A 22039-nucleotide genomic window follows, 5' to 3' on the forward strand; every position below is an offset into this window, starting at 1 on the left:
GGAGCGCAACATCATGAAGCTGGGCGAAGGTGTAGAAGCGGCCATCCATTGCGCGGCCACACTGGCCAGCGTGGAGGGCAACAGCACGATGCCGGGTGCTGCCTTGGCAGAGTCCTTCGGCCTGTCGCCGAGCTATCTGCTGAAACATCTGAACCAGCTGACGGCTGCGCGCATCCTGGAATCGGTGCCGGGACCGGCGGGCGGCTACCGGCTGGCGCGTCCGGCCGAGCGCATCACGCTGCTCGATATCGTGCTTGCGGTCGAGGGTCGCGAGCCGGCCTTCCGCTGCGGCGAGATCCGCCAGCGCGGCCCGGTCAAGATCGATGCTTCGGCCTATGTGAAGCCGTGCGGCATCAATGCCGCGATGCTGAAGGCCGAGCGCGCCTATCGCGCGGCCCTCGCGGAAACCCGGTTGTCCGACATCCTGGCTGACTACAAGGCCGAAGGCGATCCGCGATCGTTTGCCGCCAGCTGTGCCTTTGTCGCGCGCCATCAGCGGCCGCAGAAACCCGCTGCAGCCAAGCAAAGTTAACCCCCGCCAGACAGAAAGGAAAGACGATGAAACAGAGACTGCAATTCTTTGCCAAGGCGCCGGAAATCATGAAGGCGGTGTCAGCGCTCAACAAGGCGGTCGACGAATGCGGGCTTGAAGTGAGCCTGCTGCATTTGATCAAGCTCCGCGCCTCGCAGATCAATGGCTGCTCCTACTGCGTCGAGATGCACAGCCGCGAGGCAAGGCGCGACGGCGAAACCGAGACACGGCTCTATCTGGTTTCGGCCTGGCAGGAATCGCCGCTGTTTTCCGAACGTGAACGCGCGGCCCTTGCCTGGACCGAGGCAACGACCCTGATCGCCAACAATGGCGTTTCGGACGAACTCTATGCCCGCACGCTAGAGCACTTCTCGGAAGAGGAACTGGTCAAGCTGTCGGTCGCGATCGGCATGATCAACACCTGGAACCGGCTCTGCATCCCGTTCCACGCCATTCACCCGATGCCGGCTGCCAAAGCAGCCTGACCGTCCGGTTTGGCCATGGAGCGCCGTCGAGAACGGCGGCGCTCCAACTGTTTCAAGACCTAATGTTTTTAAGGGGAGCGTTTATGCCTGTCGATTTGCCTTCTTGCCTGTTGTTTGTCGGCCGCCTTTTGCTCGGCGGCGCCTTCGTCGTCGCCGGCCTGCGCAATGTCCAGAACGAGGCCTTCCTGACCGGGCTGATGACTGCGCGCGGCGTGCCGCAGGCCAAGCTGGCGCTGTGGGCCGGCATCGTCCTGCAGACCATTGCCGGCGCGCTGGTGATGGCAGGTGTGTGGACCGCGATCGCAAGTGCTGTGCTGGTGCTGTTCCTCATCGTTGCCACGCCGATGTTCCACAATTTCTGGGACCATCAGGGCCCGGACCGCGCCTCGCGCATCAATGGCTTTGTCGGCAATGTTGCGCTGGCCGGCGGATTCCTGACGCTGATTGCGCAGTCGCTTTAGCGACTACGCCGCGTAGCGCAAACCGCCATCGCAGGTCAGCACCTGGCCGGTCATAAAACCGTTGGAGACGAGGAAGGCGATTGCACCGGCGACGTCTTCGGCGTGGCCGATCCTGCCGACAGGGGTCTTACCTGCATAGTCGGCAAAGACCGCCTGCCGCTGCTCGTCAGGCAAAAAGTCCCACCACGGCGTGTCGATGACGCCGGGCGCAACGACGTTGACGCGCAGCGGTTTCAGCTCCACCGCCAGGATCGGCACCACGGTCAACAGCATGCCGTTGACGGCGGCGATGCCGGCAACGCCGGGCGCGGTCAGCTGCGCCGATACAGCCGAGATGAAGGTCACCGATCCCGATTTGTTGAGCGTCGGCAACGCTGCCTGCAGGCAGGACAATTGCGGCCGGACCTTCTCGTCGACACCACCGGCGATGTCGGCAAGATCGAGGCTTGCGAACGGCCCAAGTCCCTTGCCGCCGCTAGCAGCCAGCACAAGGTGATCGAAGGGTCCGAGGCGCTCGAAGAACTGACGGACCTCGTCCGGCTTCGAAGCATCGAAGGCCGCCTTGTCGGCGGCACCGCCGAGGCTCTTCCAGGCGCTGTTCAGCTTGTCCCGGTTGCGTCCGGTGATCGTCACCTTCATGCCCGGGCCAAGCAGTTTGCGCGCCGTCGCCAGGCCGATGCCGGATGAGCCGCCGATGATGACGGTGTGTTCGATCTTGCCGGTCATGAATGCTGTTCCTTCGGTTTTGGGGAAGCCTGGCCGACGAAGTCGAGGCTCAGGGTTCGCAATTGCTGTCTGGCCTTGGCGTCATAGGCTTGTGCGTCGGCGCGGGCCTCCCTTTGGCCGTCGAAATAGAGGCCGCTGCGGCCCTCCAGCGCGGGCGATGTCGCGAGGTTGAGAATGGCGTCGGCGCCGGTTTCGACCGAGCTCCATGGCGTCACGCCGGCCTGGCGGACCATGGTGGTGTTCATGTAGCTCGCTGGATGCAGAGCGTTGACGGTGACGCCGCTGCCTTTCAACTCTCCGGCCAGGTCGATGGTGAACAGGATCTGCGCCAGCTTGCTCTGGCAATAGGCGCGCACGCCGTCATAGGAACGTGTCAGCATGACATCGCCGAAATCGATCGCCTGCTGGCCGGCCGAAGCGACGTTGATGATGCGCGCCGGCGAACTCGCCTTGAGCAGCGGCAGCAGTTCCGAGGTCAGCAGGAAACCGGCGAGATAGTTGACCGCAAAGCGCAGTTCGAAGCCGTCGGCGCTGAGCTGTCGCTTGGCGCCGGCCGTGCCGATGCCGGCATTGTTGATGAGGATGTCGAGCCGGTCGGTTTTTGCGCGTACGGCCTCGGCAAGGCGGCGGACCTCGGCTAGCGAGGCGAGGTCGGCGGCGAGGAACTCGGCTTTGCCGCCGGCGGATTCGATTTCTGCGACGGTTGCCTTGCCGCGAGCCGCGTCACGGCCATGCACCAGCACGCGCGCGCCGCCGGCGCCCAGCCTTTGCGCGACGACACGGCCGACGCCGTCGGTCGAACCGGTGATGAGGATTGTCTTGTCTTTCAGATCCATATTCAGAGCCTCCATCTCTCTGGATGGAAGATGGGGCGCCTGACTCAGCCCAAACAGTTCAAACTTTATCCTGGTATCAATACTGCTATAATAGCTCTCATGGATGCCCCCACGCACTCCGCTGAAGACAGCCGCCGGCGCGAGCTTGGCGCCTTCCTGCGCTCGCGCCGCGAAAGATTGACGCCGTCCGCCACCGGCATCGCGACCGGCCTGCGGAGACGCACGCCAGGCTTGCGTCGCGAGGAAGTGGCGATGATCGCCGGCGTCGGCACCACCTGGTACACATGGCTAGAGCAGGGGCGCGAGGTCAGACCCTCGGTGGAGGTGCTAGCGGCGCTCAGCGAAGCGCTGCGCCTCGACCCCGTTGAAAGGCGGCATCTGTTCATCCTGGCAGGCCGCCAGCAACCGGAGAACCGCGTGGCTGCGCCGGAAAAGGTCGATGGCCCGCTGATGCATATGCTGGAGAGCCTGGTGCTGCAGCCGGCCTATGTCGTCGGGCGGCGCTGGGACGTGCTGGCCTGGAATCCGGCGGCGGTAGCGGTGTTCGGTGATTATGGCCTGCTAGAGGGCGACGCCCGCAACATCGTCCACATGGTGTTCACCAATCCGCATCACCGGCGCCTGCTGGTTGACTGGGAGCAATTGGCGCGCACCGTGCTGGCCTCGTTCCGGGCGGAAAGCGCCCGCTATGTGGGCGATGCGGATTTCGAGCGGCTGATCGTGCTTATGACGCGCTCAAGTCCGGAGTTTCGCGACTGGTGGCCGCAACGCGACGTGGCACGCCGATTGTCGGGGGTGAAACATGTCCGACATCCGAGAGCCGGCGCCATGACGTTCGAGCATATGAGCCTGTCGATCGACGACGGCTCGGACATGAAGCTGATCGTCTACACGCCGCTGGCCGAACAGAATTCGATCGAGAAGCTGCAGAATTTGCTTGAGGCGATGCCGGCGGAGCGCCGCAGCGCCTGACGCCCAAGGTCAGCCCTTCGGCTTCAGCCCATCAATGAACAACTGCTCCAGAAACCGCGCCGCATCCTCGAAGCGGCCGTCGCCGCCGCGATCGGCGCCGAGCACGGCACGGACCTGGACATCGAAATCGGCATAGTGCTGCGTCGTCGCCCAGATCGAAAAGATCAGGTGCCAGGGATCGGTGCGGGCGATTTTTCCCGCGCGCATCCAGCCCTTGATGACGTTGGCCTTCTCGTCGACCAGCGTTTTCAGCTCACCCGCCAGCAGCGGCATGATGCGCGGCGCGCCTTGCAGGATCTCGTTGGCGAACAGCCGGCTTTCCCTGGGAAAATCACGCGCCATTTCGAGCTTGCGCCGGATGTAGCTCCTGAGCTCGGTCAGGGGGTCGCCGATGTCGTCGAGTTCACGTAGCGGCGCCAGCCACGTCGCCAGCAGCCGCTCCATCAGCGTTTCGTGGATGTCTTCCTTGCGGCGGAAATAGTAGAGCAGGTTCGGCTTCGACATCCCGGCGGCCTCGGCGATCTGGTCGATGGTCGAACCGCGAAAGCCGTTGGCGGAGAAGACTTCGAGGGCTGCCTCCAGGATCAGTTCGCGCTTTTCCTGCTGGATGCGGGTGCGGCGAGGGGCTGAGCCTTCCATGGCGCCGCTCACCCCTGCAAGCCTTGGCCGCAGGGTTCATCTGGACCAATTCTCTGGACCAGTTTTTCTCTTACCCGTGGAGCGCACTTCGCAGGCCGCATTTCCGCTAGTAATCCCTTGACCGCCGACAGGGCGGTGCTAACGTTTGTCCAATCGGTCAAAAATTTGCGTAGCATGAAAACGCAGCAAAGACCAAGCTTTGGAAAGACCAAGCGTTAGCCGCACCGAAACAGGTTACAAGGGGAAGTCTTGGTCATGTCCAACCGGCTGAAAGTCACGCCGAACGATCTCAGCGCATTCTGGATGCCGTTCACGGCAAACCGGCAGTTCAAACAGGCGCCGCGCATGTTCGTGTCCGCCAAGGACATGCACTACACCACCAGCGACGGCCGCAAGGTGCTCGATGGCACCGCCGGCCTCTGGTGCGTCAATGCCGGCCATTGCCGTCCCAAGATCACCGAGGCGATCCAGCACCAGGCGGCCGAACTCGACTATGCGCCGGCCTTCCAGATGGGCCACCCCATCGTGTTCGAGCTGGCCAACCGCCTGGTCGATCTCGCGCCCAAGGGCATGGACCATGTCTTCTTTACCAATTCCGGTTCGGAATCGGTCGAAACGGCGCTGAAGATGGCGATCGCCTATCACCGTGTGAAGGGCGAGGGCGCGCGCACCCGCCTGATCGGCCGCGAACGCGGCTATCACGGCGTCAATTTCGGCGGTATCTCGGTCGGCGGCATCGTCACCAACCGCAAGATGTTCGGCACGCTGCTCGGCGGCGTCGACCACATGCCGCACACGCATCTGCCGGAAAAGAACGCCTTCTCCAAGGGCGTGCCGGAGTATGGCGCGGAACTCGCCAACGAGTTGGAGCGCATCGTTGCCCTGCATGACGCCTCGACCATCGCCGCCGTCATCGTCGAACCGGTCGCCGGCTCCACCGGCGTCATCCTGCCGCCGAAGGGCTATCTGCAGAAACTGCGGGAGATCTGCACCAAGCACGGCATTTTGCTGATCTTCGACGAGGTCATCACCGGTTTCGGCCGTCTCGGCGCGCCGTTCGCAGCGGATTATTTCGGCGTCACGCCCGACATCATGACCACCGCCAAGGGCGTCTCCAACGGCGTCATCCCGATGGGCGCGGTGTTCGTGAAGAAGGAAATCCACGACGCCTTCATGACCGGCCCCGAGCACATGATCGAGTTCTTCCACGGCTACACCTATTCGGGCAATCCGATTGCGTGCGCCGCGGCACTCGGCACGCTCGACACCTACAAGGAAGAGGGCCTGCTCACCCGCGGCGAGGAACTGGCGCCGTACTGGGAAGATGCGCTGCATTCGCTGAAGGGCGAGCCGCATGTCATCGACATCAGGAACATCGGCCTGATCGGCGCGATCGAACTGGCGCCGATCGCAGGCAGCCCGACCAAGCGGGCCTTCTCGGCCTTCGTAAAGGCGTTCGAGCGCGGCGCGCTGATCCGCACCACCGGCGACATCATCGCGCTGTCGCCGCCACTGATCATCACCAAGGGCCAGATCAACGAATTGATCGACCATGTCAGAGAAGTGCTGAGGGCGATCGACTAATCTATCCAGCCAGTCGGGCGGCGGCGGGAACCGCCGCCCGGTTGGTTATATGAAATGAGAGGACTTTGAATGGCCGCCCCAGGCGAGAATCTGCGAATCAATTCAGACCGTTTGTGGGATTCCATCATGGAGATGGCGAAGATCGGCCCCGGTATTGCGGGCGGCAACAATCGCCAGACCGTGACCGACGAGGACGGCGAGGGACGGCATCTGTTCAAGCGCTGGTGCGAGGCGGCCGGGCTCGAAATGGGCCTGGACGAGATGGGCACCATGTTTGCCCGGCGGGAAGGTGCTGATCCCAGCCTGCCGCCGGTTTATGTCGGCAGCCATCTCGACACGCAGCCGACCGGCGGCAAGTATGACGGCGTGCTCGGCGTGCTCGGCGGGCTGGAGATCATCCGCTCACTTAACGATCTCGGCATCCAGACCAGGCATCCGATCGTCGTTACCAACTGGACCAATGAGGAAGGCTCGCGCTTTGCCCCGGCTATGATGGCGTCCGGCGTGTTCGCCGGTGTGCTCGATCAGGCGGACGTGTATCAGCACACTGATAAACAGGGCAGGAAATTTGGCGAGGAGCTGGAGCGCATCGGCTGGAAAGGCACCGAGAAAGTCGGTGATCGCAAGATCCACGCCTTCTTCGAACTGCATATTGAGCAGGGGCCGATCCTCGAGGACGAAGGCATCGACATTGGCGTCGTCACCCACGGCCAGGGCCTTAAATGGCTGCAGGTAACGCTGACCGGCAAGGAGGCGCATACCGGCTCGACCCCGATGCCCAAGCGCCGTAATGCCGGGCTCGGCATGGCTCGGGTCATCGAACTGGTGCACGAGATCGCCATGGACTACCAGCCCGACGCCGTCGGCGCGGTCGGCCACATGGAGGTGTTTCCGAACTCGCGCAACATCATCGCCGGGCGCACCGTCTTCACCATCGACATCCGCTCGCCCGAGAAGGAAGTGCTGGACGCGATGGATGGGCGCATACGCGAAGGCATCGACACGATCTGTGAGGCGCTCGACATCCAGTACAAGGTCGAGCAGGTCGGCGCTTTCGATCCGGTCACCTTCGATGCCGGCTGCGTCAAGGCGATCCGCGACGCCGCCGATCGGCTCGGCTATTCCCACCGCAACATCGTCTCCGGCGCCGGCCACGACGCCTGCTGGATCAACCGCGTTGCGCCGACCGCCATGGTGATGTGCCCCTGCGTTGACGGGTTGTCACACAACGAGGCTGAGGAAATCACCAAGGAATGGGCCGGCGCCGGCGCCGACGTGCTGTTCCATGCGGTGGTAGAGACAGCGGGGATCGTGGCGTGAACTAAGATCTGTATTCAAAACGACGCTCACAAGAAGCGCGAAGAGAACAAGGGAACACGACAATGACCAAAGTCATCCGAAACGGCACCATCGTCACCGCCGACCGCACCTGGAAGGCCGATGTGCTGATGCAGCACGGCAAGATCGTCGCCATTGGCTCGAACCTGCATGGCGACCATGAGTTCGACGCCAGCGGCTGTTACGTCATGCCGGGCGGCATCGATCCGCACACCCATCTCGAAATGCCGTTCATGGGCACCTATTCGGCCGACGATTTCGAGTCCGGGACGCGTGCGGCCCTTTCCGGTGGCACCACGATGGTGGTCGATTTCTGCCTGCCGGCGCCGCAGCAATCGCTGCTGGAAGCGTTGCAGATGTGGGACAACAAGACCTCGAAGGCTGCCTGCGACTACTCCTTCCACATGGCGATCACCTGGTGGGGCAAGCAGGTGTTCGACGAGATGGCCACCGTCGTCGACAGGGGCATTACCTCGTTCAAGCATTTCATGGCCTACAAGGGCGCGCTGATGGTGGACGACGACGAGATGTACGCGTCGTTCCAGCGCTGCGCCGATCTCGGCGCGCTGCCGCTCGTTCATGCCGAGAATGGCGACGTGGTTGCGGCGCTGTCGCAAAAGCTGCTCGCCGCCGGCAATAATGGCCCCGAGGGACACGCCTATTCGCGGCCGCCGGAAGTGGAGGGCGAGGCGACCAACCGCGCCATCATGATCGCCGACATGGCCGGCGTGCCGCTCTATGTCGTGCATGTGTCCTGCGAGCAGAGCCACGAAGCCATCCGCCGCGCCCGCCAGAAGGGCATTCGGGTTTTCGGCGAGCCGCTGATCCAGCATCTGACGCTGGATGAAAGCGAGTATTTCGACAAGGATTGGGACCATGCGGCGCGCCGCGTCATGAGTCCGCCCTTCCGCAACAAGCTGCACCAGGATTCGCTGTGGGCCGGCCTGCAGGCGGGATCGCTGCAGGTGGTGGCGACCGACCACTGCGCCTTCACCACCAAGCAGAAGCGCAACGGCGTCGGCGATTTCACCAAGATCCCGAACGGCACTGGCGGGCTTGAAGACCGCTTGCCCGTGCTGTGGACGACGGGCGTCAACACCGGGCGGCTGACGATGAACGAGTTCGTCGCGGTGACTTCGACCAACATCGCCAAGATCCTCAACATGTATCCTAGGAAGGGCGCCATCGTCGAAGGCGCGGACGCCGACATCGTGGTGTGGGACCCCAGCGCCAAGAAGACCATCACCTCGAAGAAGCAGCAATCGGTGATCGACTACAACGTCTTCGAAGGTTTTGAGGTGACCGGCCTGCCGCGCTTCGTCTTTTCGCGCGGCGAATTGTCGGTCGAGGAAGCGGAGGTCAAGGCCAAGCCCGGCCATGGCGAATTCGTCGCCCGCGAGCCGAACGCGGCAGTCAACCGGGCTCTGTCGACCTGGAAGGACATTACCGCGCCGCGCAAGGTGGAACGCACCGGCATTCCGGCGACAGGCGTTTGACGTTGCGGAGCCCGGGGGCGCTCATTTCACTGGTCGTGGCGATGGTGGTCGCTGGTCCGGCAACAGGGGCCGAGAGGCTGGTGGGCTTCTGGGGCAACGATGCCGGTTGTGTCTTTGCAAAGGCCGGCTTTCAGGGCCGCGACGATTATATCGTGCTGACCGCCGAGGGCATCGAGACCTATGGCAGCGGCTGCCGGTTCGCGCAGCAATTGACGTGGGCGCCGGGCACGCAATCACTTGATGCGACCTGTTCCGCCGAAGGCGAGGCGGGGACGACGGCTGAAACCGTTGTGGTCACCAACAAGGGCGAGGGTGGGTTCTTCGTGACCATTCCCGGTCTTGAAGAAATGGGGCCGTTGCAACCGTGTTCGTGACGTTGGAGCTGGGGGAATGAGCGCGCGCGGTTTGGGGCCGTCTGTTGCGATGGCAGTCGTTCTGGCTGCGGGTCAGGCCCTTGCGGCAGGCATCGACCTGACGAAACCCTATGGGGACAAATATGGCTGCATCAACCGCAACGGCCAGGAAGTCGCCGCCGATCGGATGCTGCTTTTGACCGACGAGGCATTGGTCACCGCCGCCAGCGCCTGCACCTTCACGGACAAGCAAGCGCAGGCTGATGGGTCGCTGGTGGTGACGGCAACATGCGAGGCGGAAGGCGAAGAAGGACAGGAGCCGACCAAATTCACCATCAAGCGCAGCGCCAAGAACGCCAAGAAGCTGACAGTCGCCGACGACGACGGCAATGTCATGGGCGAAGTGGCGCGGTGCAAATGACGGCAGTCCCGTCAGCGTCAGGCCACCAGCGCATCCAGTTCCGGCAACAGGACGACGCTTTCCTGTTCATTGGGATCGGTGCGGGCGATGACGGCCGAGGACGGGGCGTTGCTCAGATTGGCCGGCAGATGCGGTACGCCGGCCGGGATGTAGAAGAGGTCGCCGGCCTTGACGACGATGTGGTTCTCGAGCCTGTCGCCATACCATGTGTGGACCTCGCCCGAGAGCACATAGATCGCCGTCTCATGGCTTTCATGCAGATGCGCCTTGGCGCGGGCGCCGGGCGGCAGGGTGAGCAGATGCATGCAGATGCCGGACGAGCCGACCGTCTCGGCTGCAATGCCGGCAAAATAGGTCAATCCCTGCTTGCCTTCATAAGTGCTTTCAGGACGGATAAGGTGACAAGTGGGTTTGGGCGACATCGGCAAGGCTCCGGGCGTCGATTGGGTGGGATTGGACGAGTGGAAAGCAACATCAACGCGAATGCAACGGCATTTCATCCTGGGCGGCTGCGAGAGGCAGGCAGCAAGCGATGACGGGACAATCGCCAGCCGTCGTCTCGGCAAGCAGACTTGGCCTTACCTTTCAGACCAATGACGGTCCGGTAGAGGCGCTCTCCAATGTCGACCTGACCATCGGCAAGGGCGAGTTCGTCTCCTTCATCGGCCCATCGGGCTGCGGCAAGACCACCTTGCTGCGCGTCATCGCCGATCTGGAAAAACCGACATCGGGCACGATCTCGGTCAACGGCATGACGCCGGAACAGGCGCGCGAGAAACGCGCTTATGGCTACGTCTTCCAGGCGGCAGCCCTTTTCCCGTGGCGCACGATCGAGCGTAACGTGGCGCTGCCGCTGGAGATCATCGGCCTTTCGAGAGCGGAGCAGGCCGAGCGCATCAAGCGAACGATGGAGCTCGTCAACCTCTCCGGCTTCGAGAAGAAATACCCCTGGCAGCTTTCCGGCGGCATGCAGCAGCGCGCTTCGATCGCCCGCGCGCTCGCCTTCGACGCCGACCTGTTGCTGATGGACGAGCCCTTCGGCGCGCTGGACGAGATCGTGCGCGACCATCTCAATGAACAGCTTCTGGAATTGTGGGCGCGCACCAACAAGACGATCTGCTTCGTCACCCATTCCATCCCCGAGGCGGTGTATCTGTCGACGCGCATCGTCGTCATGTCGCCGCGCCCAGGTCGGGTTACCGACATCATCGAATCGACGCTGCCAAAGGAGCGGCCACTGGACATCCGCGAGACGCCGGAATTTTTGGCGATCGCGGCCCGCGTGCGCGATGGCTTGAGGGCAGGGCACAGCTATGATGATTGAGGGGGTAGCGAATGAGTGCGGACGTCGCCGCCACGCCTTCGTCATCCTAGGGCGAAGCAAGGAGCGAAGCGACGCGGCGCAGACCCTAGGATCCATACCGTTACCTATACGGTCCGCAACGGTGCAAAACGGTGCACACGCCGCTGCGCCCGCGAAGGCGAACATTCTCAACCGCTTATACCCCTCGGCCAACGTCACGGAATGGATCCTAGGGTCTGCACGACGCTTCGCGTCGCTCCGCCCTAGGATGACGAACGCGGAGGTGGTCGGCCTCCGCTTCGCTCCGGCCACCCTCTTCCCGGCGGGGAGAGGAGAAGGGGAGCGCGCCTGATGGACACCTTCCGCGAAAAACTCATCCCCGTGACCTCCATCCTCCTGGGCGTGGTGGTGCTCTGGTATGTCTTCGCCGTCATCCTAAACGCGCCCTTCCAGCGCGACCTCGACCGGCGCGCCGGGGAAACCCACGGCACCGTCGAATTCATCGGCAAGACGCTGTCGCAGCCCAAGCCGACGCTGCCGGCGCCGCATCAGGTGGCGGTGAACTTCTTCGAGAACACCTTCCTGCGGCCCATCACATCGAGCCGCAGCCTCGTCTACAATGCCTGGGTGACCCTGTCGTCGACGTTGCTCGGCTTTGCCTTCGGCACGGCGCTCGGCATCGTCATCGCGGTCGGCATCGTGCATGTGGCGACGCTCGACCGCAGCCTGATGCCGTGGATCATCGCCTCCCAGACGATTCCCATTCTGGCGGTGGCGCCGATGATCATCGTCGTGCTGGGGGCGATCGGCATCAGCGGTCTGATCCCAAAGGCGATGATCTCGACCTACCTGTCGTTCTTCCCGGTGACGGTGGGCATGGTGAAGGGCCTGCGCTCGCCCGAACTCATGCATCTCGACCTGATGCACACCTACAATGCCAGTGTCTCGCAGACCTTCTGGAAGCTGCGGGTGCCGGCCTCGGTGCCGTTCCTGTTCACGTCGATGAAGGTGGCGGTGGCGGCGAGCCTGGTCGGCGCCATTGTCGGCGAACTGCCGACCGGTGCTGTCGCCGGCATCGGCGCCAAGCTTTTGGCAGGCGCCTATTACAGCCAGTCCATCGACATCTGGTCCGCCCTTGTGGCGGGCTCGGTGGTGGCGGCCCTTCTGGTCATGGTGGTCGGCATAGCCGGGAGCCTGGTTGACCGCGCGATGGGCGGGAGGCCGGCATGAACTGGCTGAAGCCCTCCTGGCAAGCCGTGCTGGCCATTGCGCTGTGTCTTGTAGCCCTGTCGCTCGGCGCGATGTCGAAGCCGGAAGCGGCCACCCTTGCAGACCCGACGGCAAGCTTCGACTACCCCTATTTCGGTATAAAGACCCCGATGATCGGCCTGGCCGTGCTGGCGGGGCTGATCTCGATGCTCAGGATTTCGGCGGTGGCCGAGGCTGCGGTGCTGTTTATCGGCGCTCACCTTGTCGCCTGGATTCTGATCTCGGGCATTACAGGGTTCGAAGGCATGGCATTGGCGCCGTATTTCCTGCTGCTCGCCGCTGCCTGGCTGCTGGCATGGCGCTGCGTCGCCGTGCTGTCGGGGCTTCGCCCGATGGCAAAAGGGGCGCGGATGGCGCTGCGCCTCATCATACCGGCGATCTTCGGCGCCTGGATCCTGATCATATGGGAAGCGATGACGCGTGGCGCCGGCATTCCCTTCATCCTTTTGCCGCCGCCGAGCGCCATCGGTGTGCGCATCGCCAGTTCCCTGCCGGTGCTCGGCGCCGATATCAGGCAGACCATCTTCAAGGCGGTGATCTTCGGTTATGTCATCGGCAGCGGCGCCGGCTTCCTGGTGGCGATTGCGGCCGACCGCGTGCCGTTCCTGCGCCGCGGTCTGCTGCCGATCGGCAATATGGTCTCGGCGCTGCCGATCATCGGTGTGGCGCCAATCATGGTGATGTGGTTCGGCTTCGACTGGCCGTCCAAGGCCGCGGTCGTCATCATCATGACCTTCTTCCCAATGCTGGTGAACACGGTTGCCGGTCTTGCCGCCTCCGGCCATATGGAGCGCGACCTGATGCGCACCTATGCGTCGGGCTACTGGCCAACACTCTTGAAGCTCCGGCTGCCGGCGGCAGCGCCCTTCATCTTCAACGCGCTGAAGATCAACTCGACGCTGGCGCTGATCGGCGCCATCGTCGCCGAGTTCTTCGGCACGCCTGTGGTCGGCATGGGCTTTCGCATCTCGACCGAGGTCGGGCGGATGAACATCGATATGGTCTGGGCCGAAATCGCAGTTGCAGCACTGGCGGGTTCGGTCTTTTATGGCGTGGTCGCTCTCGTCGAGAGAGCCGTCACGTTTTGGCATCCCTCTGTCCGTGGTGGATAGGGCGGTGGGTTCGGGTGTTAACTTCAGAGGGTAAAAACATGAAAAGACTGATCATTCCGATGCTGGCCGGCGCGATGTCGCTGGCCGCGTTCCAGGCAATGGCCGCCGACAAGGTGACCTTGCAGCTGAAATGGGTCACGCAGGCGCAGTTTGCCGGCTACTATGTCGCCAAGGCCAAGGGTTTTTATGAAGCCGAAGGCCTCGACGTCGACATCAAGCCGGGCGGTCCCGATATCGCACCCGAGCAGGTGATCGCCGGCGGTGGCGCCGACGTCATCGTCGACTGGATGGGTGGGGCGCTCGCCGCGCGCGAAAAGGGCGTGCCGCTGGTCAACATCGCCCAGCCGTTCAAGAAGGCCGGTATGGAGCTGGTCTGCCCGAAGGACGGCCCGATCAAGACCGAAGCCGATTTCAAGGGTCACACGCTCGGCGTCTGGTTCTTCGGCAACGAATATCCTTTCTACGCCTGGATGAACAAGCTCGGCCTGAAGACCGAAGGCGGCCCGGATGGCGTCACGGTTTTGAAGCAGAGCTTCGACGTGCAGCCGCTGATCCAGAAGCAGGCGGATTGCATTTCGGTCATGACCTACAACGAGTACTGGCAGCTGATCGATGCTGGCTACAAGCCGGACCAGCTGACCGTGTTCAACTACTCGGCGATGGGCAACGACCTGCTGGAGGACGGGCTCTACGCCTCGGAAGACAAGCTCAAGGATCCGGCTTTCGAAGACAAGATGGTGCGTTTCGTGCGCGCCTCGATGAAGGGCTGGAAATATGCCATCGACAACAATGACGAGGCCGCGGGCATTGTCATGGACAGCGGTGGCCAGGACGAAAACCACCAGAAGCGGATGATGAGCGAAGTCGCCAAGCTGATCGACAATGCCGACGGCAAGCTCGACCCGGCGACCTACGAGCGCACCGCGAAGGCGCTGCTCGACCAGAAGATCATCACCAAGGCGCCGACCGGCGCCTACACCACGGCCATCACCGACAAGGCGATCAAATAAGCCTGGCCAGGCAATTTCGACCTCGAGAGCGGCGCCTTTGACCAAATGTCAGAGGCGCCGTTCCTTTATGGTGTTCATGACGAAGCTGGTCTCAATCGAGGCGACGCATTTCAGCCGCGCGATCTTTTCCTTGATGAAGCGCTCGTACTGTTCGAGGCTGCCGGTCACCACCTTCAGCACATAGTCGCGCGACCCGGTGACGAGGTGGCATTCCAGCACCTCCTCCCACCCGCGGATGGCGTCCTCGAACATGACGATCTCGTCCTCGTTCTGGCGGCTGAGTCGAACGGTGGCGATGGCGACCATGTTCCAGCCGAAGGCTGAGGGATCAACCAGCGTGGTATAGCCCCTGATGATGCCGGCCTCCTCCAGCCGGCGTACCCTCCTCAAACATGGCGACGGCGACAGGCCGATGCGCTCCGCAAGCTCATTGTTGGTGATGCGGGCGTCGGCCTGCAGCTCGCGCAGGATCTTGCGGTCGAAATCGTCGGCTATCTTCTGCTGCACTTTTGCTCTCGCTCGGCAATTTGTTGCCGGGATGCAGCCATGCGAGGCCGAAAATAGCAAGGACTGGTGGAACGGGATCGCATAAATTGCTGCACGAGACTCCTCCAGATGCAGGAAAAGCCATGACCGCGCCGCGCCCGTCGAAAACCCACATCGGCAACCACAAGCTCCATCCGGAAACGTTGATGTTGAGCTATGGCTTCGATCCGCAACTGTCGGAAGGCGCCGTCAAGCCGCCGGTGTTCCTGACCTCGACCTTCGTGTTCAAATCGGCGGAGGAGGGACGCGACTTCTTCGACTACACATCCGGCCGCAAGGAGCCGCCGAGCGGCACGGCGTCCGGCCTGGTCTATTCGCGCTTCAATCATCCCAACTCGGAGATCGTCGAGGACCGGCTGGCGGTCTATGAGGGAACGGACGCCTGCATCCTGTTCTCGTCGGGCATGTCGGCGATCGCCACGACGCTGCTCGCCTATGCCCGGCCGGGCGATGTCATCCTGCATTCGCAGCCGCTTTACGGCGGCACCGAGACGCTTTTGACGCGCACGCTGTCCGGCTTCGGCATCGGCGCTGTCGGCTTCGCCGACGGCGTCGACGACAAGGCGGTGCGGGCCGCTGCTGATGCAGCGGTGGCGAAGGGGCGTGTCTCGGTCATTCTCATCGAAACGCCGTCGAATCCGACCAACAGCCTGGTCGACATCGCACTGATCCGGAAGTTTGCCGACGAGATCGGCGCAAGCCAAGGATCAACGCCGATCATCGTCTGCGACAACACGCTGCTCGGCCCGGTGTTCCAGCGACCGATCGAACATGGCGCGGATGTCTCCGTCTATTCGCTGACCAAATATGTCGGCGGCCATTCCGACCTGATCGCCGGTGCGGCGATGGGCAGCAAGGCGGTGACCAAGCCGATCAAGGCGCTGCGCGGCGCCATCGGCACGCAACTCGACCCGCATTCCTGCTGGATGCTCGGCCGCTCGCTGGAGACGCTGTCCATCCGCATGGAGCGCGCCAACGACAATGCGCGGCTCGTGGCCGAATTCCTGCGCGATCACGCCAAGGTCGAGAAGGTGCATTACCTGCCGTTCCTGGGCGAGGATACGGCAGCGGGACGGGCCTACAAGGCGCAATGCAGCGGCGCCGGGTCGACATTTTCTTTCGATATCAAAGGCGGAGAGAAGGCGGCCTTCGCATTTCTCAACGGGCTGCAAATATTCAAGCTGGCGGTGAGCCTCGGCGGCACGGAGTCACTCGCCAGCCACCCGGCGGCGATGACGCACTCCGGCATTCCCTTCGACGTGCGCCAGCGCATCGGCGTGCTGGAGACCACGGTCAGGCTGTCGATCGGCGTCGAGCATCCGGACGATCTTATCGCCGACCTGACGCAGGCGCTGGCAGCGGTCTGATAGCTCGCTTGTAGATATCAGGAAAGGGGCGATCGCCTTGGCAGCGTCGGCGGGACAGCACCCCCCTCTGGCCTGCCGGCCATCTCCCCCGCAAGGAGGGAGATCAGCAGCTCTGACCATAGCGCCCTGTCTGCAACGCTGCAGATTGGCGAAGGGCGACATGACATCCAATCTCCCCCCTTGAGGGGGAGATGTCCGGCAGGACAGAGGGGGGTGTGACGGAACTCGGCTTTCGCTGCTAACTTCTCAGCTCTTGTCGCGGATCTGCGTCATCGTCCGCGTCGGCGTGATCGCCTCGGGGTCGAGCCTGATTTCGACGATCGCCGGCTTGCCGCTGGCGCGGGCACGCTCGAAGGCAGGGGCAAAATCTGCCGTGTTCTCGACCGTCTCGCCGTGGCCGCCATAGGCGCGGGCAAGAGCGGCAAAGTCAGGGTTCTTCAGATCGGTGGCGACGACGCGGCCGGGATAGTCGCGCTCCTGGTGCATGCGGATGGTGCCGTAGATGCCGTTGTTCACGACGATTACGACGATCGGCAGGTCGTATTGCACGGCGGTAGCGAATTCCTGTCCGTTCATCAGGAAGCAGCCGTCGCCGGCAAAGGCGATCACGGTGCGGTCGGGATGGAGCGCCTTGGCGGCGACCGCGGCCGGGGTGCCGTAACCCATCGAACCGGAGGTCGGCGCGCCTTGGGTGGCGAAGCGGCGGAAGCGGTGGAAGCGGTGCACCCAGGTGGCGTAATTGCCGGCGCCGTTGGTGAAAATGGCGTCATCGGGCAAAATCTTTTCCAGATAGTTCATGATCGGCCCCATCTGGACCGTGCCGGGGCCGGTCTCAGGAGGCGTCGACCAGTCGAGGTAGGCAGCGTGTGCTTTCGCTGTCTCATCCGCCCAGGCTGGCGTGGACGTTGGCTTGCGCTTGGCGAAGGCTTCGACGAAGGCCGACGGCGCAGCGTTGATCGCCAGGGTCGGCCGGTAGACACGGCCGAGTTCGCCGGCATCGGCATGGACATGGACCAGCGTCTGGTCGGGGTAAGGGCTCTTCAGCAGCGTATAGTCGGAGGACGGCATCTCGCCCATGCGGCCGCCGATCAGCAGCACCAGGTCGGCCTGCTTGATGGCGGTGGCCAGCTTCGGGTTGATGCCGATGCCGACATCGCCGGCATAGTTCGGGTGCAGATGGTCGAACAGCATCTGGCGGCGAAAGGAGCAGCCGACCGGCAGCGACCAGGCCTCGGCAATGGTGCGCATACGTGCCACCGCTTCCTCGTCCCAGCGTGTGCCGCCGAGGATGACGAAGGGACGCTTGGCCTTGGCCAGAAGCTTTTCCAAAGCATCGAGTTCGGCTTCGCCGGGCCGGGTTTCGACCGGCGTGTGCGGCAAGGCCGCGGGCGCGTCGACAAGACTGGTCAGCATGTCCTCCGGCAGCGAGACGACGACGGGGCCGGGGCGGCCCGATGTCGCGACGGCGAAGGCGCGGGTGACGAGTTCGGGGATGCGCGCGGCATCGTCGATCTCCACCACCCATTTGGCGATGTCGCCGAAGAAGCGCTTGTAGTCGACCTCCTGGAAAGCCTCGCGCTCCTTGGCGTGGCTGGCGACCTGGCCGATGAACAGGATGACGGGTATCGAATCCTGCATGGCAATGTGAATGCCGGCCGATGCATTGGTGGCGCCGGGGCCGCGGGTGACGAAGCAGATGCCGGGCTTGCCGGTCAGCCGCCCCTGGCAGTCGGCCATCATGGCGGCGCCGCCTTCCTGTCGGCAGACAATGGTGCGGATGGGCGAGTCATGCAATGCGTCGAGCACCGCGAGATAGGATTCGCCGGGCACGCAGAAGATGCGGTCGGTGCCGTTCGCCTCGAGTGCGTCGACAATCAGTTGTCCACCGGTCTTCATCGTCCAGACTTCTCCAGTTCGGCAAGGATTTCTTGCGTGTGTTCGCCAAGGCGCGGCGAAGGGCGTTCATAGACCAGCGGTGTGCCGGACATCACCATCGGCGCGCGTACCGAGGGCAGACGATTGCCATGGCCATCGTCGAGGTCGAGGCGCATGCCGCGTGCGATCGTCTGCGGGTCGGCAAACATCTGGCCGATGTCGTTGATCGGGCTCGCCGGCACGCTTGCCGCTTCGAGCTTGGCCAGCAATGGGTCGCGATCCCAATTCTTCAGCGTCTCGATCAAGTGCTCGCGCAACTTCACCCGGTTGGCGACGCGGGCCGGATTGGTGGCGAAATCGGGATTCGCTGAGAGATGGTCGAGCCCGACGGCGGCGCAGAATTTGGCGAACTGGCCGTCATTGCCGACCGCCAGGATGATGTGGCCGTCCCTGACCGGGACAACCTCATAGGGCGCAATGTTCATATGCGCATTGCCCATCTGCACCGGCGCTTTGCCGGAGACGAGATAGTTGAGGTTCTGGTTGCCGAGTGCGGAAATCTGCGTGTCGAACAGGGCCATGTCGATATGCTGGCCTTCGCCGGTCTTTTCGGCATGGCGAAGCGCTGCCTGGATGGCGATCACCGAATAGAGGCCGGTGAAGATGTCGGAAATAGCGACCCCGGCCTTTTGCGGCTCGCGCCCGACCTCGCCGGTGATCGACATCATGCCGGCCATGGCCTGGATGATGAAATCATAGCCGGCGCGTGAGGCGTAAGGCCCGTCCTGGCCGAAGCCGGTGATCGAGCAGTAGACGAGCTTTGGATTGATCGCCTTCAGGCTCTCGTAATCGAGCCCGTATTTCTTGAGGCCGCCGAGCTTGAAGTTCTCGATCAGAATGTCGGCCGTGGCAACCAGCCGGCGCACCGTCTCGGCCCCTTCGGGCGTCGAGAAATCGACCGCGATGGAGCGCTTGCCGCGATTGCAGGAGTGGTAATAGGCGGCCGACAGGTTCTCGCCATCATGGCTCATGACGAAGGGCGGACCCCATTTGCGGGTATCGTCGCCGCCATCGGGGCTCTCGACCTTGATGACATCGGCGCCGAGATCGGCCAGCAATTGTCCTGCCCACGGGCCGGCCAGGATGCGGGCGAGTTCGACGACGCGGATGCCTTTCAGCGGAGGTTCAGCCATAAATCACCAAAAACGGGTCGGAACCGCAGCCTCTATCAACCCGGGATGCCGCTGTCACGGGCCTTGCGGTAGGCCAGCGATGTCACTGTTTGAGCACGCTATCGGCCCAGGCAGCGAAATCGTCCATAACGGTGTCGCGGTTCACCTCGTTCAGGCTTTCGTGGCGGGTGTCGGCGTAAATTTTTGAAACCAGATTCGAAAAGCCCATCGCGCGCATCCGCTTGGCGAGATGATCGATGCCTTTGCCATAGTCGGAGGCCGGATCCTTCTCGCCGCCGACGATGCTGACGGGCAGGTCGCGCCTGATGCCGGCAAAGCCCGCATCCTTGCCGCCTTTCTGCGCCATCTCCACGACATCGCGCCACATCGAGATCGAGGCATCCCAGCCGCACAGCGGGTCGGCAATGTATTTCGCCACTTCTGCCTCGTCGCGCGACAGCCAGTCGAAGAGCGTCTTGTGGCTGGGCACCGCCTTGCCCCAGGCCTGGAAGGTCAGCCTGGGCAAGATGCGTGAGGGGACATCGGAGCCGAGCCTGAAGCGCTCATAAGCGAGGATGGCGAGCGCAAGCCGGCCGAGCAAGCCTTGTGAGAAATTGCCGTTCCAGATCGCCGCGGCGTGGACGCGCGGCGAGTGCGCCAGCAGGTAGTTGAGCGCCACCGACGCACCCATCGAATGGCCGAACAGGATGACCGGCAGGCCGGGCTGCTCCCTTGCGATCAAATCGTGGACGGCATCGACATCGGCGATCACCTTGGCCGGGCCGCCTGTGCCGGCGAACCTGCCGAGCGGGGCATCGGGCGCCTTGGTCGCGCCATGGCCGCGATGGTCGTGGACGTAGACATGAAAGCCGCGGGTGCTGAGGTAATCGGCGAAGCGGGCATAGCGCGCCGCATGTTCGGCCAGGCCGTGATTGACCTGGACTACCGCGCGTGGAGAGCCCCCCGCGTGCTTCACATAGAGGTTGAGCGTGGCCCCGGTCGGAGAGGCCAGCGTCGTCTGCTTGTCAAATGCCATGTCTCGCTCCTCGGCGACTGTTGGGCGACGGCGGGACCGACGTCAAGGGGAGGTCGAAATCAGCCGGGGTTACTATTGACAGCTTGCTGTCAATTTGGTTATATGACAGCATACTGTCAATTGGATCGGAGCATGACCATGAAAACCGTTTCGCGCCGCGCGTTTCTGCTGGCGAGCCTTTCATCCGCAATGCTCCTGCCCGGCATTGCTTCCAGCCAGACCAGGGAGATGACCATGAAGACCTCAACCATTGCCGGCCCGCAGGGCCAGCTTGCCGGCTACGACATCAAATCCGGCGACGGCCTGCCGATCCTGTTCGCGCATGGCGACTGCAGCCGCGCCACACAGTGGAACCGGGTGATGCAGCTCACCGCAGGTGGCCGTGAGGCGGTCGCCTTCGATTTTCGCGGCCATGGCGCATCGGCGCCTGCAGCTGATGCCGACTACGGCTATGACGGCCGTGCCGACGATATTGGTGCGGTGGCCGATGCGTTCGGCCTGAAGCGGTTTGTCCTCGTTGCACATAGCGGCGGCAGTGGGGCCGCGCTCGCCTATGCCGCCGGCCATGCCGACCGTGTTGCCGGCATCCTGCTGGTCGATCCGGCGACCGATCCGCGCGCCCTGCCCAAAGAGATTCGCGACGGGTTCGTGCGCGATCTGGCGGGGCCAAACGGCGGCGACGTCCTGAGCGCTTATAACACCTCGATCGCCGGATCCAATCCAGATGTCCGCAAACGGGTCCTCGCCGATGCGGCGGTGGTCGATCCGGCGGCTCGGGCAGGCGTCGGCAAGGCGCTGGCGGAATGGAATCCCGAACCGACGCTCGACGCCTATCGCGGGCCGATCTTCGTGCTGGCCACGGAGGCCAATGACAATGCGGCGGCCCTGTTTCGGCTGTGCAGCCGAATTGGCCACAGAACCGTCGCCGGTTCCGGCCATTGGGTGATGCTTGACAAGCCGGAGGCGGTGGCTGAATCCGTCAACACCTTCGTTTCCACCATCGAGGCCGGCCAGAAATGACAAGCAGGACCGAAGCCGGAGATGTGCTCACCGAACTGGTGCTTGCCGTGTTCCGGCTGAATGGCGGGTTTCTCGACGCGGCCGACCGGCTGGCGGAGCCTGCCGGGCTGACGGCGGCGCGCTGGCAGGTTCTGGGCGCGGTGCTGAAGGAGCCGAAATCGGTGGCCGACATTGCCCGCGACATGGGGCTTGCGCGCCAGAGCGTGCAGCGCCTTGCCGACATTCTGGCCGCCGAAGGGCTTGCCGCCTATGCGGACAACCCGGCGCACCGCCGAGCCAAGCTCCTGGCGATGACCGATGCCGGCCGGGCCGCGATCAGGGATACCGGCACGCGCCAGCATGTCTGGGCCAACCGCATCAGCGAGGGCATCGAGCCTCGCGTGCTTGAGAGCGCGCTTGATCTGCTGCGTATGTTGACGAAGCGGGTCGAGGAGGGCGGGGTCTGATCGACCGAGCGATTGTTTTTTGCGGCGGACGAAAGAAATC

The 22039-nt window shown here is 63.5% G+C and carries 24 protein-coding genes; 16 read left to right on the top strand and 8 right to left on the bottom strand.

Annotated features, from left to right (window positions below):
* The first annotated feature begins 13 nt into the window (after nucleotides 1-13).
* From NKL04_RS03605 to NKL04_RS03615, 3 genes are all read left to right on the top strand, one after another.
* Nucleotides 14-532, top strand: a complete 519-nt coding sequence (locus NKL04_RS03605) for an RrF2 family transcriptional regulator (protein ID WP_023690826.1) — start codon at nucleotides 14-16, stop codon at nucleotides 530-532.
* Nucleotides 533-558: 26 nt separating this feature from the next.
* On the top strand, nucleotides 559-1017 hold the full coding sequence (locus NKL04_RS03610) for a carboxymuconolactone decarboxylase family protein (protein WP_023690827.1): 459 nt from the start codon (nucleotides 559-561) through the stop codon (nucleotides 1015-1017).
* An 83-nt stretch (nucleotides 1018-1100) separates the two neighbouring features.
* On the top strand, nucleotides 1101-1478 hold the full coding sequence (locus tag NKL04_RS03615) for a DoxX family protein (RefSeq protein WP_023699639.1): 378 nt from the start codon (nucleotides 1101-1103) through the stop codon (nucleotides 1476-1478).
* Nucleotides 1479-1481: 3 nt separating this feature from the next.
* On the opposite strand, the gene NKL04_RS03620 is transcribed toward NKL04_RS03615, so the two are convergent.
* Nucleotides 1482-2204, bottom strand: a complete 723-nt coding sequence (locus NKL04_RS03620) for an SDR family oxidoreductase (protein WP_023699638.1) — start codon at nucleotides 2202-2204, stop codon at nucleotides 1482-1484.
* Nucleotides 2201-3040, bottom strand: coding sequence for an SDR family oxidoreductase (locus NKL04_RS03625; RefSeq protein ID WP_023699637.1), 840 nt, complete (start codon nucleotides 3038-3040; stop codon nucleotides 2201-2203). Before NKL04_RS03625 ends, NKL04_RS03620 begins: the two co-directional genes overlap by 4 nt.
* Before the next feature lie 99 nt (nucleotides 3041-3139).
* Here NKL04_RS03625 and NKL04_RS03630 point away from each other — a divergent pair, with 99 nt between their 5' ends.
* A complete protein-coding gene (locus NKL04_RS03630) occupies nucleotides 3140-4012 on the top strand; it encodes a helix-turn-helix transcriptional regulator (RefSeq protein ID WP_023699636.1) in 873 nt (290 codons plus the stop codon).
* Nucleotides 4013-4021: 9 nt separating this feature from the next.
* Here NKL04_RS03630 and NKL04_RS03635 read toward each other — a convergent pair whose 3' ends face one another.
* Nucleotides 4022-4651 carry a TetR family transcriptional regulator C-terminal domain-containing protein gene (locus NKL04_RS03635; RefSeq protein WP_023697053.1) on the bottom strand — a complete coding sequence of 210 codons (630 nt, stop codon included), beginning with the start codon at nucleotides 4649-4651 and terminating at the stop codon, nucleotides 4022-4024.
* A 255-nt stretch (nucleotides 4652-4906) separates the two neighbouring features.
* On the opposite strand from NKL04_RS03635, the gene aptA reads away from it, so the two are divergent.
* From aptA to NKL04_RS03660, 5 genes are all read left to right on the top strand, one after another.
* The gene (gene aptA, locus NKL04_RS03640) at nucleotides 4907-6235 is read left to right on the top strand and encodes an omega-aminotransferase AptA (protein WP_023687994.1); all 1329 of its coding nucleotides are present in this window, start codon (nucleotides 4907-4909) and stop codon (nucleotides 6233-6235) included.
* Nucleotides 6236-6304: 69 nt separating this feature from the next.
* Nucleotides 6305-7555: a Zn-dependent hydrolase gene (locus NKL04_RS03645; protein WP_023690832.1), complete on the top strand. Its 1251-nt coding sequence runs from the start codon at nucleotides 6305-6307 to the stop codon at nucleotides 7553-7555.
* A gap of 62 nt (nucleotides 7556-7617) precedes the next feature.
* Entirely contained in the window at nucleotides 7618-9069 is a 1452-nt protein-coding gene (gene hydA, locus NKL04_RS03650; protein WP_023699634.1) for a dihydropyrimidinase, read from the top strand.
* An 80-nt stretch (nucleotides 9070-9149) separates the two neighbouring features.
* Nucleotides 9150-9443 (top strand): hypothetical protein, encoded by a 294-nt coding sequence (locus NKL04_RS03655; RefSeq protein ID WP_245260000.1) that lies wholly within the window; start codon nucleotides 9150-9152, stop codon nucleotides 9441-9443.
* Between the two features lie 16 nt (nucleotides 9444-9459).
* Nucleotides 9460-9843, top strand: a complete 384-nt coding sequence (locus NKL04_RS03660) for a hypothetical protein (protein ID WP_031208955.1) — start codon at nucleotides 9460-9462, stop codon at nucleotides 9841-9843.
* A 17-nt stretch (nucleotides 9844-9860) separates the two neighbouring features.
* On the opposite strand, the gene NKL04_RS03665 is transcribed toward NKL04_RS03660, so the two are convergent.
* Nucleotides 9861-10265 (bottom strand): cupin domain-containing protein, encoded by a 405-nt coding sequence (locus NKL04_RS03665; protein ID WP_031193071.1) that lies wholly within the window; start codon nucleotides 10263-10265, stop codon nucleotides 9861-9863.
* A gap of 110 nt (nucleotides 10266-10375) precedes the next feature.
* Here NKL04_RS03665 and NKL04_RS03670 point away from each other — a divergent pair, with 110 nt between their 5' ends.
* From NKL04_RS03670 to NKL04_RS03685, 4 genes are all read left to right on the top strand, one after another.
* Nucleotides 10376-11167, top strand: coding sequence for an ABC transporter ATP-binding protein (locus tag NKL04_RS03670; RefSeq protein WP_023687997.1), 792 nt, complete (start codon nucleotides 10376-10378; stop codon nucleotides 11165-11167).
* 330 nt (nucleotides 11168-11497) lie between these two features.
* Nucleotides 11498-12376, top strand: a complete 879-nt coding sequence (locus NKL04_RS03675) for an ABC transporter permease (protein WP_023699632.1) — start codon at nucleotides 11498-11500, stop codon at nucleotides 12374-12376.
* A complete protein-coding gene (locus tag NKL04_RS03680; protein ID WP_023699631.1) occupies nucleotides 12373-13527 on the top strand; it encodes an ABC transporter permease in 1155 nt (384 codons plus the stop codon). Before NKL04_RS03675 ends, NKL04_RS03680 begins: the two co-directional genes overlap by 4 nt.
* 38 nt (nucleotides 13528-13565) lie before the next feature.
* On the top strand, nucleotides 13566-14537 hold the full coding sequence (locus NKL04_RS03685; protein ID WP_023699630.1) for an ABC transporter substrate-binding protein: 972 nt from the start codon (nucleotides 13566-13568) through the stop codon (nucleotides 14535-14537).
* A 48-nt stretch (nucleotides 14538-14585) separates the two neighbouring features.
* Here NKL04_RS03685 and NKL04_RS03690 read toward each other — a convergent pair whose 3' ends face one another.
* Entirely contained in the window at nucleotides 14586-15044 is a 459-nt protein-coding gene (locus NKL04_RS03690) for an Lrp/AsnC family transcriptional regulator (protein WP_023690839.1), read from the bottom strand.
* Between the two features lie 122 nt (nucleotides 15045-15166).
* Between NKL04_RS03690 and NKL04_RS03695 the strand changes: the two genes are divergently transcribed.
* The gene (locus NKL04_RS03695; protein WP_023668225.1) at nucleotides 15167-16450 is read left to right on the top strand and encodes a cystathionine gamma-synthase family protein; all 1284 of its coding nucleotides are present in this window, start codon (nucleotides 15167-15169) and stop codon (nucleotides 16448-16450) included.
* 246 nt (nucleotides 16451-16696) lie between these two features.
* On the opposite strand, the gene NKL04_RS03700 is transcribed toward NKL04_RS03695, so the two are convergent.
* The 3 genes from NKL04_RS03700 to NKL04_RS03710 form a co-directional block, all read right to left on the bottom strand.
* The gene (locus tag NKL04_RS03700; RefSeq protein ID WP_023699629.1) at nucleotides 16697-18346 is read right to left on the bottom strand and encodes a thiamine pyrophosphate-binding protein; all 1650 of its coding nucleotides are present in this window, start codon (nucleotides 18344-18346) and stop codon (nucleotides 16697-16699) included.
* The gene (locus NKL04_RS03705; RefSeq protein ID WP_023699628.1) at nucleotides 18343-19518 is read right to left on the bottom strand and encodes a CaiB/BaiF CoA transferase family protein; all 1176 of its coding nucleotides are present in this window, start codon (nucleotides 19516-19518) and stop codon (nucleotides 18343-18345) included. Before NKL04_RS03705 ends, NKL04_RS03700 begins: the two co-directional genes overlap by 4 nt.
* A gap of 82 nt (nucleotides 19519-19600) precedes the next feature.
* Nucleotides 19601-20533: an alpha/beta fold hydrolase gene (locus NKL04_RS03710; RefSeq protein ID WP_023699627.1), complete on the bottom strand. Its 933-nt coding sequence runs from the start codon at nucleotides 20531-20533 to the stop codon at nucleotides 19601-19603.
* A gap of 132 nt (nucleotides 20534-20665) precedes the next feature.
* Between NKL04_RS03710 and NKL04_RS03715 the strand changes: the two genes are divergently transcribed.
* Nucleotides 20666-21553, top strand: a complete 888-nt coding sequence (locus NKL04_RS03715; protein ID WP_023699626.1) for an alpha/beta fold hydrolase — start codon at nucleotides 20666-20668, stop codon at nucleotides 21551-21553.
* The gene (locus NKL04_RS03720) at nucleotides 21550-21999 is read left to right on the top strand and encodes a MarR family winged helix-turn-helix transcriptional regulator (RefSeq protein ID WP_023697043.1); all 450 of its coding nucleotides are present in this window, start codon (nucleotides 21550-21552) and stop codon (nucleotides 21997-21999) included. Before NKL04_RS03715 ends, NKL04_RS03720 begins: the two co-directional genes overlap by 4 nt.
* Nucleotides 22000-22039 lie beyond the last annotated feature (40 nt).

Origin of the sequence: Mesorhizobium sp. C264A (assembly GCF_040324515.1) — a bacterium.
GTDB lineage: Bacteria > Pseudomonadota > Alphaproteobacteria > Rhizobiales > Rhizobiaceae > Mesorhizobium.

What these genes read in the sequence shown, in the direction of transcription:
- NKL04_RS03625 (WP_023699637.1), bottom strand. Translation starts at nt 3,040, where the DNA reads ATGGATCTGAAAGACAAGACAATCCTCATCACCGGTTCGACCGACGGC.
- NKL04_RS03685 (WP_023699630.1), top strand. Translation starts at nt 13,566, where the DNA reads ATGAAAAGACTGATCATTCCGATGCTGGCCGGCGCGATGTCGCTGGCC.
- NKL04_RS03710 (WP_023699627.1), bottom strand. Translation starts at nt 20,533, where the DNA reads ATGGCATTTGACAAGCAGACGACGCTGGCCTCTCCGACCGGGGCCACG.
- NKL04_RS03605 (WP_023690826.1), top strand. Translation starts at nt 14, where the DNA reads ATGAAGCTGGGCGAAGGTGTAGAAGCGGCCATCCATTGCGCGGCCACA.
- NKL04_RS03610 (WP_023690827.1), top strand. Translation starts at nt 559, where the DNA reads ATGAAACAGAGACTGCAATTCTTTGCCAAGGCGCCGGAAATCATGAAG.
- NKL04_RS03615 (WP_023699639.1), top strand. Translation starts at nt 1,101, where the DNA reads ATGCCTGTCGATTTGCCTTCTTGCCTGTTGTTTGTCGGCCGCCTTTTG.
- NKL04_RS03635 (WP_023697053.1), bottom strand. Translation starts at nt 4,651, where the DNA reads ATGGAAGGCTCAGCCCCTCGCCGCACCCGCATCCAGCAGGAAAAGCGC.
- NKL04_RS03695 (WP_023668225.1), top strand. Translation starts at nt 15,167, where the DNA reads ATGACCGCGCCGCGCCCGTCGAAAACCCACATCGGCAACCACAAGCTC.
- NKL04_RS03670 (WP_023687997.1), top strand. Translation starts at nt 10,376, where the DNA reads ATGACGGGACAATCGCCAGCCGTCGTCTCGGCAAGCAGACTTGGCCTT.
- NKL04_RS03665 (WP_031193071.1), bottom strand. Translation starts at nt 10,265, where the DNA reads ATGTCGCCCAAACCCACTTGTCACCTTATCCGTCCTGAAAGCACTTAT.
- hydA (WP_023699634.1), top strand. Translation starts at nt 7,618, where the DNA reads ATGACCAAAGTCATCCGAAACGGCACCATCGTCACCGCCGACCGCACC.
- NKL04_RS03680 (WP_023699631.1), top strand. Translation starts at nt 12,373, where the DNA reads ATGAACTGGCTGAAGCCCTCCTGGCAAGCCGTGCTGGCCATTGCGCTG.
- NKL04_RS03675 (WP_023699632.1), top strand. Translation starts at nt 11,498, where the DNA reads ATGGACACCTTCCGCGAAAAACTCATCCCCGTGACCTCCATCCTCCTG.
- NKL04_RS03660 (WP_031208955.1), top strand. Translation starts at nt 9,460, where the DNA reads ATGAGCGCGCGCGGTTTGGGGCCGTCTGTTGCGATGGCAGTCGTTCTG.
- NKL04_RS03720 (WP_023697043.1), top strand. Translation starts at nt 21,550, where the DNA reads ATGACAAGCAGGACCGAAGCCGGAGATGTGCTCACCGAACTGGTGCTT.
- NKL04_RS03630 (WP_023699636.1), top strand. Translation starts at nt 3,140, where the DNA reads ATGGATGCCCCCACGCACTCCGCTGAAGACAGCCGCCGGCGCGAGCTT.
- NKL04_RS03645 (WP_023690832.1), top strand. Translation starts at nt 6,305, where the DNA reads ATGGCCGCCCCAGGCGAGAATCTGCGAATCAATTCAGACCGTTTGTGG.
- aptA (WP_023687994.1), top strand. Translation starts at nt 4,907, where the DNA reads ATGTCCAACCGGCTGAAAGTCACGCCGAACGATCTCAGCGCATTCTGG.
- NKL04_RS03715 (WP_023699626.1), top strand. Translation starts at nt 20,666, where the DNA reads ATGACCATGAAAACCGTTTCGCGCCGCGCGTTTCTGCTGGCGAGCCTT.
- NKL04_RS03705 (WP_023699628.1), bottom strand. Translation starts at nt 19,518, where the DNA reads ATGGCTGAACCTCCGCTGAAAGGCATCCGCGTCGTCGAACTCGCCCGC.
- NKL04_RS03620 (WP_023699638.1), bottom strand. Translation starts at nt 2,204, where the DNA reads ATGACCGGCAAGATCGAACACACCGTCATCATCGGCGGCTCATCCGGC.
- NKL04_RS03700 (WP_023699629.1), bottom strand. Translation starts at nt 18,346, where the DNA reads ATGAAGACCGGTGGACAACTGATTGTCGACGCACTCGAGGCGAACGGC.